Source organism: Hassallia byssoidea VB512170 (assembly GCF_000817785.2).
GTDB lineage: Bacteria > Cyanobacteriota > Cyanobacteriia > Cyanobacteriales > Nostocaceae > Hassallia > Hassallia carrinoi.
In genome coordinates this window covers 44,621-53,479 of the sequence record NZ_JTCM02000042.1, presented here as the reverse complement: position 1 = coordinate 53,479, position 8,859 = coordinate 44,621, and the positions used below count along the sequence as shown (strand labels likewise).

At 41.6% G+C, this 8,859-nt stretch carries 9 protein-coding genes; 3 read left to right on the top strand and 6 right to left on the bottom strand.

Going from position 1 to position 8,859, the window contains the following annotated elements; genetic code table 11:
• The first annotated feature begins 309 nt into the window (after positions 1–309).
• The 3 genes from PI95_RS18460 to PI95_RS18450 all read left to right on the top strand — a co-directional run bounded on the left by PI95_RS18460 (position 310) and on the right by PI95_RS18450 (position 2,843).
• Positions 310–705 (top strand): hypothetical protein, encoded by a 396-nt coding sequence (locus tag PI95_RS18460; RefSeq protein WP_039752736.1) that lies wholly within the window; start codon positions 310–312, stop codon positions 703–705.
• Positions 698–2,323, top strand: a complete 1,626-nt coding sequence (locus PI95_RS18455) for a caspase, EACC1-associated type (protein WP_163518992.1) — start codon at positions 698–700, stop codon at positions 2,321–2,323. Before PI95_RS18460 ends, PI95_RS18455 begins: the two co-directional genes overlap by 8 nt.
• Positions 2,324–2,600: 277 nt before the next feature.
• Positions 2,601–2,843, top strand: a complete 243-nt coding sequence (locus tag PI95_RS18450) for a hypothetical protein (RefSeq protein ID WP_039752738.1) — start codon at positions 2,601–2,603, stop codon at positions 2,841–2,843.
• A gap of 185 nt (positions 2,844–3,028) precedes the next feature.
• On the opposite strand, the gene PI95_RS18445 is transcribed toward PI95_RS18450, so the two are convergent.
• From PI95_RS18445 to PI95_RS18420, 6 genes are all read right to left on the bottom strand, one after another.
• Positions 3,029–3,841 carry a DUF4351 domain-containing protein gene (locus tag PI95_RS18445; RefSeq protein ID WP_039752739.1) on the bottom strand — a complete coding sequence of 271 codons (813 nt, stop codon included), beginning with the start codon at positions 3,839–3,841 and terminating at the stop codon, positions 3,029–3,031.
• Between the two features lie 370 nt (positions 3,842–4,211).
• Entirely contained in the window at positions 4,212–4,436 is a 225-nt protein-coding gene (locus PI95_RS18440; RefSeq protein ID WP_039753969.1) for an AbrB/MazE/SpoVT family DNA-binding domain-containing protein, read from the bottom strand.
• A 175-nt stretch (positions 4,437–4,611) separates the two neighbouring features.
• Positions 4,612–5,247 (bottom strand): hypothetical protein, encoded by a 636-nt coding sequence (locus PI95_RS18435; RefSeq protein WP_039752741.1) that lies wholly within the window; start codon positions 5,245–5,247, stop codon positions 4,612–4,614.
• Between the two features lie 34 nt (positions 5,248–5,281).
• Positions 5,282–6,622 carry a dihydroorotase gene (locus PI95_RS18430; RefSeq protein WP_039752742.1) on the bottom strand — a complete coding sequence of 447 codons (1,341 nt, stop codon included), beginning with the start codon at positions 6,620–6,622 and terminating at the stop codon, positions 5,282–5,284.
• A gap of 167 nt (positions 6,623–6,789) precedes the next feature.
• On the bottom strand, positions 6,790–8,142 hold the full coding sequence (locus PI95_RS18425; protein ID WP_039752743.1) for a histidine phosphatase family protein: 1,353 nt from the start codon (positions 8,140–8,142) through the stop codon (positions 6,790–6,792).
• A 286-nt stretch (positions 8,143–8,428) separates the two neighbouring features.
• Positions 8,429–8,800, bottom strand: coding sequence for a hypothetical protein (locus PI95_RS18420; RefSeq protein ID WP_039752744.1), 372 nt, complete (start codon positions 8,798–8,800; stop codon positions 8,429–8,431).
• Between the last annotated feature and the right edge of the window lie 59 nt (positions 8,801–8,859).

The following is an 8,859-nucleotide window of genomic DNA, read 5'->3' as shown; positions in this document are numbered from 1 at the left end:
ATGCAGAGCGATGTTATGCCAATGCAGAGCGATGTTATGTTAATGCAGAGCGATGTTATGCCAATGCAGAGCGATGTTATGTTAATGCAGAGCGATGCATTTAAAAACGCTACGCATTTACGCAAAACTATGTGATTTATTTACCCTCACCCAAGAAGGGTGGGGCTATACGAACAAAGCCTGCCTCCGCAGGCTATTAGACGTTGCGATCGCTTCTTGATCGCTTTTGGGCTATCTTTTTTCTGACGGAACGTCAAATCTGAAAATGTAATCTATTACCATGTAGATGACGCGACTTTCAAGGTTAAAATGACAGGCGAACCGATTATTAAATTCACCTTTGCCGTTTCAGATCCAGAGTTAGATGATGAGAGACGACAAAAAATAGCAAACAAGCTGCTACAGGAAATCCGGGATTTGGATGAGGTTGAGAAGGCAGACCGTGCGGAAGATTTGAACCCGGAAGCGGGAAGTAAAGGGTTTGCCACTTTAATCGGAGTGCTGACGGCTGAAGTAAGCATGAAGAATGTCAAAAGCTTTTTAGGTTTTTTGGGCGATCGCTTGGCAGACAAGCCGATGAAAATTAGTGTCAAAGTTGGAGATAAAGAAGTCAACATTGAAGCAAAAAGCCGAAAAGAGCTATTAGAGAGTGAGAGAATAGCAAAAGACCTTTTGGCTGCAATGGGTGATGGCAAAAATGCCTAAGAAGATAGCGCTGCTGATTGGAGTCAGTGAATATGGTGAAGGTATCCCTCCCCTATCATCTGCTCTCAATGATGTGGAAGCTATGCAGCGAGTTTTGCTTAACCCAAGTCTGGGAGGTTTTGAGCAAGTCGAACGGCTGCTTAATCCCACTGATAGCGAAATGCGAAAGGCAATTCAAAAGCTATTTAAAGAAGCTCTTAAAGATGACTTAGTATTACTGTTTTTCTCTGGTCATGGTATTACTAATGATGATGGTCATCTCTATTTAACAACTCGGATTACAGCTAAAGACGACTTTGAAGCTACTGCTGTAGACGCAAATTTTATCCAAGGGCAATCAAACAATTGCTATGCTAAACGGCAAGTATTGATTTTGGATGCTTGCTATAGTGGTGCGATCGCTCAAGGTTGGAGGACAAAAAGTGTCGGTGTCGATATCAAAAAGCAGCTAGGTGCTGAGGGACGAGTTGTTCTCACATCTAGTAGTGCAACTCAAACTTCATTTGAGCAGGAAGGTTTACCGCTTTCGCTCTACACTCAATATTTAGTTGAGGGAATTGAGACAGGTGCAGCAGACACAGACAACGATGGGAATATTCATGTACAGGAACTGCACGCTTACGCTAAAGCAAAAGTTCAAGCGGTAAAGCCGAAGATGACACCAGAGATCATTCTGGATAAAGAAGGCTTTAATATTCTACTAGCACATGCCCCCAAGAATGCAGAGGCAGAGTATCGCAAGCTTGTAGAACAATATGCCCAAAATGGTGAACTTAGTAAACTTGCTTACTTAATCTTAAAGCCGAAACGGAAAACATTTGGAATTACAGATAAAAAAGCCGAGGAAATAGAAAGCGAAGTATTAGAACCTTTCCGCAGACGGTTTGCAAACTTGGAAAGTTACAAACAAGCTTTTGTTGAGGTAGTTGAGCAAAAATATCCCCTGGATGAACATACTCGTAAGATACTGAAGGATTATCAGCAGGATATTTTAGGTCTTAGGGATGAGGATGTCGCAGCAATTGAGTTAGAGATTGCATCTTCAGTAGAAGCGGAATATCAAAAATCAGCGGAGTTACAGAAGCAACAAGCAGAAGAAGCTACTAAGACAACCACGACAAAACCAACGCAGGAGAATGATCATCTCAGTTCTGACAAGGGTGTAGACTACACGCACTTGCGCGATTTACTCAAAGCTGAAAAGTGGAAACAAGCAGATCAAGAAACTCGGACAGTGATGCTCAAAGCCGCTGGCAGGGAACAAGAACTCTGGCTTAGTGTTGAATCTATTGAAAACTTTCCTTGCACTGACCTACGCACTATTGAGCAACTGTGGGTAAAATACGGCAATGGGCACTTTGGGTTTAGTGTGCAAAAGCGCATTTGGGAAAGTGTAGGAAAAGACTTGGAAAAGTTTGGCGATCGCGTCGGCTGGCAAAGAGGGGGCGAATGGCTGCAATACACAGACCTCACTTTTGAGACTTATGCTCCCGTTGGACACCTTCCCGTTGCTCCCTTTTATATGCTGGTTAAAAGTTATAAGAAGCGTTTCGTTTTGTGGGAGGGCGACGTGGTTTTCTCTTCTCTCGCGTCGAGACTTGCAAACTGTAACATATAAGGCTTACAGTAAATTGTAAAGATTCACAAATAAGTCATTCCCCACGAAGTATTGCGGTTTATACGTTGACCTTACCTGGCACTGGGTTAACAAATCTTCCCCGCTTGCGAATCAATTCCCAAGCTAACAGCAGAAGTCTACTAAAGTAGACTGAAAAGCATACCTAGTCTACTAAAGTAGACTTGAGCTATGAGCAATCAATTTATTGCAGGGTAAGTTAGACTGCAACACACAAGATTTGTCAGTCAAGCAAATTGTTACTTCTAGAACAAAAACTATGAAAATAAAAGGCATCAAGCGCAGAAATAGTATAGAAATATTTCAGGAAATAAACATTCCTGATGGGCAAGAAATAGTTATTGAGATTCTAGACGAATCTACAATAATCGTGAGTGGTGAGTCTCAATTCTGGAAATCCCTAGAAAAATTTTGCCAAGAACAAGAATTAGAAGCAGTAAGTATTGAACCCGAAGTTTTTGCAGATGTGCGAGATTCTTCACCCGGACGTGAGGTAATATGATGTCCGGCAAATCACCCACAATATGTCATTACGAGCGCAACGAAGTGAAGCGAAGTAATCGCAAAGTCTATGCGATTGCTTCTTTTCGAGACGCTACGCGAACACTAGGCGATCGCTCCCGCAATGACAAGTAGAATCGCATCAATCTTTAGTGCGTCGTAACCCAAGATTTTAACCACGATTACTTAACTGCTTGTATTTCGCTCAAGCCAAGTAACTAAATCAGATAAAGCTGAAAAATCTAGTAATGCTTCTGCCAAAGTATCTAGTTTTTCAATAGGTAACAGTTTAATCTGATCAATTAATGACGAATTTATTTCACCAAAACGTCGATTAAGCTGGCGTATGATTGTACGTTCCTCACCTTTCTGCAAAATATCCTGATAAATAACCGATTCCTGCATAATATCCTCACTTAATAACTGACCAATCAAACCCTTCTCAAACCGCAAACCTGCTAAAATCTCAGTATAAGCTGCTGTATTCTGCCTTGTCTCCCTATCTGAAATTTTAGCGACTTCCTGAGCAACCTGCGATAATAAATCTCGCGGGGAATCAGTTCGACACAAAGGTGCTAACGGTAACAATGCCGAATTGCTCAAAAATAAGCTTGAATCTTGCTCCCACATTCTTACTGCACGATAGCGATGTATGGTTGTATCATCCACATATTCTTCAGTAAAAGCAATTTCATCATCCGTCTCCTGCAAAAATATTACTACCTGTACAACTGGACACTTGTATTGACGTTTTAACCTCACAGAATAATCCAGCATTCGGAAAGTAATTGCCGGATTTGACTGTGTTAAAGTCTGAAATTCAATATGCAAAATCTGATTAGCAGTTTGTAGAAAAGTCACAGAATCTGCACGAATTGGATCTAAACTTAACTCAGTTTTTAACACCTTAACATTGGTAGATTCTTCAGCAATTAACCACCTAACAAAATCTGCTGAATATTTCTCTGCCAGCACTTTACAGACATTATCAAAACTCACAATAATAGCCCAATTAATATCATGATTATATTATTAAATGGGGATAAATCGATTTGTAGTTACAGGTGGAGACGCACAATAAATATTTGCAGCAATACCATAAATCTACATTTGCGCCGTAACCCAGCATTAAATTCTAATTTTTTTATAAAAAATATTCAAATTGCTTGTCTGCGACACGCTGCGCGAACACTTCGCTTCGCTCCGTTCGCAATGACAAGCAATTATCCTCACATAATATAACTTGGTGAACTTGCGCTTTTTATTAAATACTAAGTTTGCAAAGCCGCTGCTGTGATATTGACATCTAATACAATCCTCATGCTTTAGAACGTCTTTCCCGTCGTACTTCCTTGACAATTTCACTAATTTATTCTAAAGAAAGTTGATTAGGGTCTGGTTCCAATTCATCAAGGCGTTGGAGAAATTCATCTAGGTTTACAGTCGGCTTGCGGATTTTTTTCAGAACAATTTCTGCTTCTGTAATTGTCACCATATATTCATCACCAGGACTCAGTTTTGCTTTAATTTCTGCTGGAAGTTCTAATTGACCTTCTGCTGTGACTTTCACTCTTATATCTGTATGTGTTTCCATAATGGAATTCTTCCTCAGAAGTTATATTTTATTGCTATAACATGCCGTATGCGACTTTCTCTCAAACCTAACCCCCAACCCCTTCCCTACGAGGGAAGGGGACTAAGAATTAAAGCCTCTCTCCCTGCGGAGGAGAGGTTTGGAGAGAAGTTCTGAGAATAAGTTGCACATCACGCTATAACTGACAAATTGCTTTCAGAACTTGTAGCAAATCAATTGCACGTTGAGATTCCATAAAATTTAACACTGGCATTAGCTGATAAATTAGGGCATCGCTTTGTTTGATATACACAAACTGATAATATTGTCCGTTTGTCACTAATCCCCAAACCGAAGTTTGATACTGTAAACTTTTATAGGCGTATGTCAGCAATTGCGGCAAACCCTCTATTGGGGCAACGCTACTATTTTTAGATTCAATTACCAATATCCAAAAAGATGTATTAGCTGTTATGCGTTTCGCTTTAGTAACAGCTAAAATATCCATCCTACCAGTAATTTTTGTATCTTCATCTTCTATATTGATATCTGCTATATCTTCTTCCAAAGTAATCTGGATAGGATAGCGATAAAAGCCGGCTAAACGCATTAAAGGTGCAACTACAAGAAACTTTACTTGCCCTTCGGAAACTTTACCAGCTGTTAAATATCTATCAAAGTCATCCCGTATTTGTACAAGTTCTTGCTGTTCTAATTCTGTTAGCGGTTCTAGCGATAACAACGGGGTGAATGAATCAGCGTACTGTTTTTGAAAGCCGAAAAGACGTTGAACATCTTCTAGGGACAAATTACGAGCGTTAAGAGTTGTCATTTTCTAATTTGATTTTTGCTGCTTTAATTCATATTTAACACCAAGTTTGCACGACACGACCTGTTAACTGTTGTCCTAACCAAGGTGTATTACAAGATAAAGTGTAGAGATTTTCGCTGTTGACTTTCCAGCTTTCTTGGGGATTAAATAAAGTTAATTCTGCCTTTTCATTTTTGACGATCGCACTCATTTTCTGTCCTAAACACTCCGCAGGACGATTACTCAAAGCTTTCCATAATTCCAAAGCTGTAAATTCACCGCTTTCTACTAAATATTGCCACAACAGGGGTAATGCTAACTCTAAACCAATTGCCCCAGGTAAAGCTTCTGCAAACGCTTGCACTTTTTCTTCGTAAGTATGCGGTGTATGGTCAATAGCGATCGCATCTATAATTCCCATCCGCACACCTGCACGCAAAGCCCTTAAATCGCTCGGTGTTCCTAAAGGTGGTTCTAAACGCAGGCTGGTATTATAACTCTTAATTACTTTTGTGTCAAGTAAAAGGTGCATCCAAGTAGTGCTGGCGGTGACGGGTAAACCCTGAGATTTTGCATTGGCGATGAGTTCGACACTGCGAGCGGTGGAAACGCGCATAATATGAACAGGAGTACCGATGGCGGCGACTAATTCCAACAAAGAAGCGATCGCGGCAGTTTCAGAGATAGCGGGATTTCCTGGTAAACCTAGGCGAATAGAATCTTGTCCTTCACGCATGACTCCATTGGACATAATCAGGCGATCGCAACACCAAAAGGCGATCGGTTTCCCTAAAGGCTGGAGATATTCCAACACTCGACGCACCAGCCCCAAATTTTCAATAGTTACGCCATCAGCAAAACCAACCACCCCAGAAGCCGCCAAATCCGCCAATTCGGTCATCTGCTTCCCCGCAACATCTTGAGTGATAGCACCCCAGAGGTGGAGGAGGGGGAGAGGGGGGGATGGGGGGATGGGGGGATGGGGAGAAAGAATTGTCTCCTTGTCTCCTTGTCTCCTTGTCTCCTTGTCCCCTTGTCCCCCTTGTCCCCTTCTCTCCCTCTGCAACAAGTGCGCTACCGCACCTGGGTTATCAATCGGTGGAGATGTATCGGGTAAGATGTTAATTCTTGTAAAGCCGCCAGCAGCAGCAGCTTGCAACAAAGAGGAAATAGTTTCCCGTTCTTCAAACCCAGGTTCGCCGGAGTGACTATATAAATCTACCAACCCAGATCCTAAAATTAATCCCCGACAATCTCTGATTTGAGTATCGGCACTAATATCAGAAATACTTTCTGCGACGGTTCTGATATAACCATCAGCAATCAACACATCAGCTATTTGGTCAGTTTCAGAAACTGGGTCGATAATTCGTACTTGTTGCAGCAGTTCAGTCATAAAAATTTTCAGTTAGGAGTTAGGAGTTAGGAGTTAGGTAGAGACGTTCCGACGGAACGTCTGTACGAGGAGTAGGAGTTAGGAGTTAAGAAAAGCGAAGTTATTTACTTTTTGCTTCTTCGTCCTAACTTTATTCCTCACTCATAACTCCTCACTCCTCACTTTTTTTACAGTGCGCCGGCTGCGGTTTTATCGAGTACGCCTCCACCTAAGTGAGTGGTAATATTCATTGCTTGCAGTACTGGTAAACCATGCAGTCCGGAAGGGTAATCGATAACGCTGATTGCGCCATTTCCTTGACGGAAGTTCCAGAAATTTTCTGATGGTAAACCGAGAATCTGACAAAGCAAGGTTTTATTTGTAGCGTCGTGAGCGACTACTAAGCCGGTTTGAAGTTGATTTGAGATTGCTGTTTCAACTATAGATTGCCAAGCAACAATACTGCGATCGCATACCTGTTGCAGATTTTCCCCTTCAGGCATTTGTACTTCTGCGGGAATTGTTCGCCAACGTTCCAATTCTCCGGGATATTCTTGCTCTATTTCTTTTTCAAATTTTCCTTCCCAAAGTCCGTGACTAATTTCTCTTAAACCATCAACTAAATCCAACTTTACACTTTTGTGATGCTCTAAAATAATCTCCGCTGTTTCTTTAGGACGCAGCATTGAACTACTAACGGCAAAATCAATTGCTACAAGTTTAAGAAATTCGCCGGCTTTTTGTGCCTGAAGCCTACCATTATCGTTTAGGGGGATATCAATTTGTCCTTGAAATCTACCTTGACGATTCCATTCAGTTTCACCGTGACGCACTAGCAACAATCTTACTCCTTGATGATTCGGTCGCAACGAAGGCAGAGTTTCTCCCAAATGTTGCGTCTGATTCATCGATTCTAGTTGAACTGGTTCTCCTAATCCCCCAGAAAAATTTAGTACGCTGATGCCACAGTTAGATTGCTGTATGGAATGATAGCGAGATGGAGAAATCGACAATGCGGTGCTGATTAACGCTCGATTAATACCGTTATGCCCGACAATCAAAATAGTTTGCCCTTGATGGCGAGACAAAATTTCTTGCCAAAACTGCCGCGCTTGTTCGTATAAAGCCAAAACCGGGAAATGTTCTCTTGTTCCCTCAGTTTCTGGAACTAGCATCCGCAGTTCGTGAGGACGTTCTTTCCAGGTGCGGTAGTCGTCGGCAAATTTCTGCTTGACATCAGCAGTGAGCATTTTCTCCCATAAAGGAAGGTCAATTTCCAGCAATTTATGAGAAGTTTGCCCAACAAGAGATTCTCTAGAATGAATTGTCAATTCACTTTGGATGATATCTGCTGTCTCTTTCGCTCGTTGTAAAGGACTGCTGTAAATCGCATTAAATTGAATATTACTCAGGGCTTTGCCTACTAAACTGGCATCATTACGACCTTTTTCGGTTATGGTGGACGCATCTATGCGACCTTGGACACGCTTTTCTGTGTTATATGTGCTTTGACCGTGGCGCACGATGATCACACGAGTCATCTTTTTTGCCCTCCTCTATCTAAAGGAATAATTTTACTGCAAAGTGTTTACAAATTGGCAAAAATGCCAATTTATATTTGCTTGGCTACTTTGAGGCGATCGCGGAGCAACTCCTTTCCTGCGGAACGCACATGCGTTCGGAGTATCGCCTAAAAATAAAGTCCCCTCTGTCTTTGAGTTGCTTTTCAACTACGCAAGGCAGAGGGGCTATTTGATTCTACACCGACTAAATCCGCAGCGATTGAGAAAAAGCCGTAGTAAGCACGCTTTGTGCTTAAAATCAATGCTATTGACCAACAAGCTGCACTTGCACCCCATCATTAATGTCATTATCAGACTCAGCCGGTTGCAGAATAATCGGAGTGTCTGGCAGTGTTAGAGGTTCGTCAGATCTCCTTAGTTGGACACCATCGCCGATTTGCAAAACACCTGTAGGTACAATTGTTTCTCTACTATTATTGCCACGAGCGTTTGCAGAATTGCTTGGTGCAAAAAACTTGGCGTAGTCGTCCTGTGCTGTTCTATTATTAATTCCGCTGAGAGAATTACCAGTTAACGTATATTGTGGTGTGTTTGGTGATGATTGGGCGTAAACTGAATTTCCCAAGCTTGTAACACTTGCGATGATTGCCAAAGCTGCAATAATTTTGCTGTTCATTTGTTTTATCCAAATTCTTTTTTATTACTTGTCTTTAGTCTACAAACAAGTTCTTTTTC

Excerpts from the sequence above, each read along its gene's own strand:
- PI95_RS18450 (WP_039752738.1), top strand. The coding sequence starts at position 2,601 with ATGAAAATAAAAGGCATCAAGCGCAGAAATAGTATAGAAATATTTCAG.
- PI95_RS18430 (WP_039752742.1), bottom strand. The coding sequence starts at position 6,622 with ATGACTGAACTGCTGCAACAAGTACGAATTATCGACCCAGTTTCTGAA.
- PI95_RS18420 (WP_039752744.1), bottom strand. The coding sequence starts at position 8,800 with ATGAACAGCAAAATTATTGCAGCTTTGGCAATCATCGCAAGTGTTACA.
- PI95_RS18455 (WP_163518992.1), top strand. The coding sequence starts at position 698 with ATGCCTAAGAAGATAGCGCTGCTGATTGGAGTCAGTGAATATGGTGAA.
- PI95_RS18460 (WP_039752736.1), top strand. The coding sequence starts at position 310 with ATGACAGGCGAACCGATTATTAAATTCACCTTTGCCGTTTCAGATCCA.
- PI95_RS18435 (WP_039752741.1), bottom strand. The coding sequence starts at position 5,247 with ATGACAACTCTTAACGCTCGTAATTTGTCCCTAGAAGATGTTCAACGT.
- PI95_RS18425 (WP_039752743.1), bottom strand. The coding sequence starts at position 8,142 with ATGACTCGTGTGATCATCGTGCGCCACGGTCAAAGCACATATAACACA.
- PI95_RS18440 (WP_039753969.1), bottom strand. The coding sequence starts at position 4,436 with ATGGAAACACATACAGATATAAGAGTGAAAGTCACAGCAGAAGGTCAA.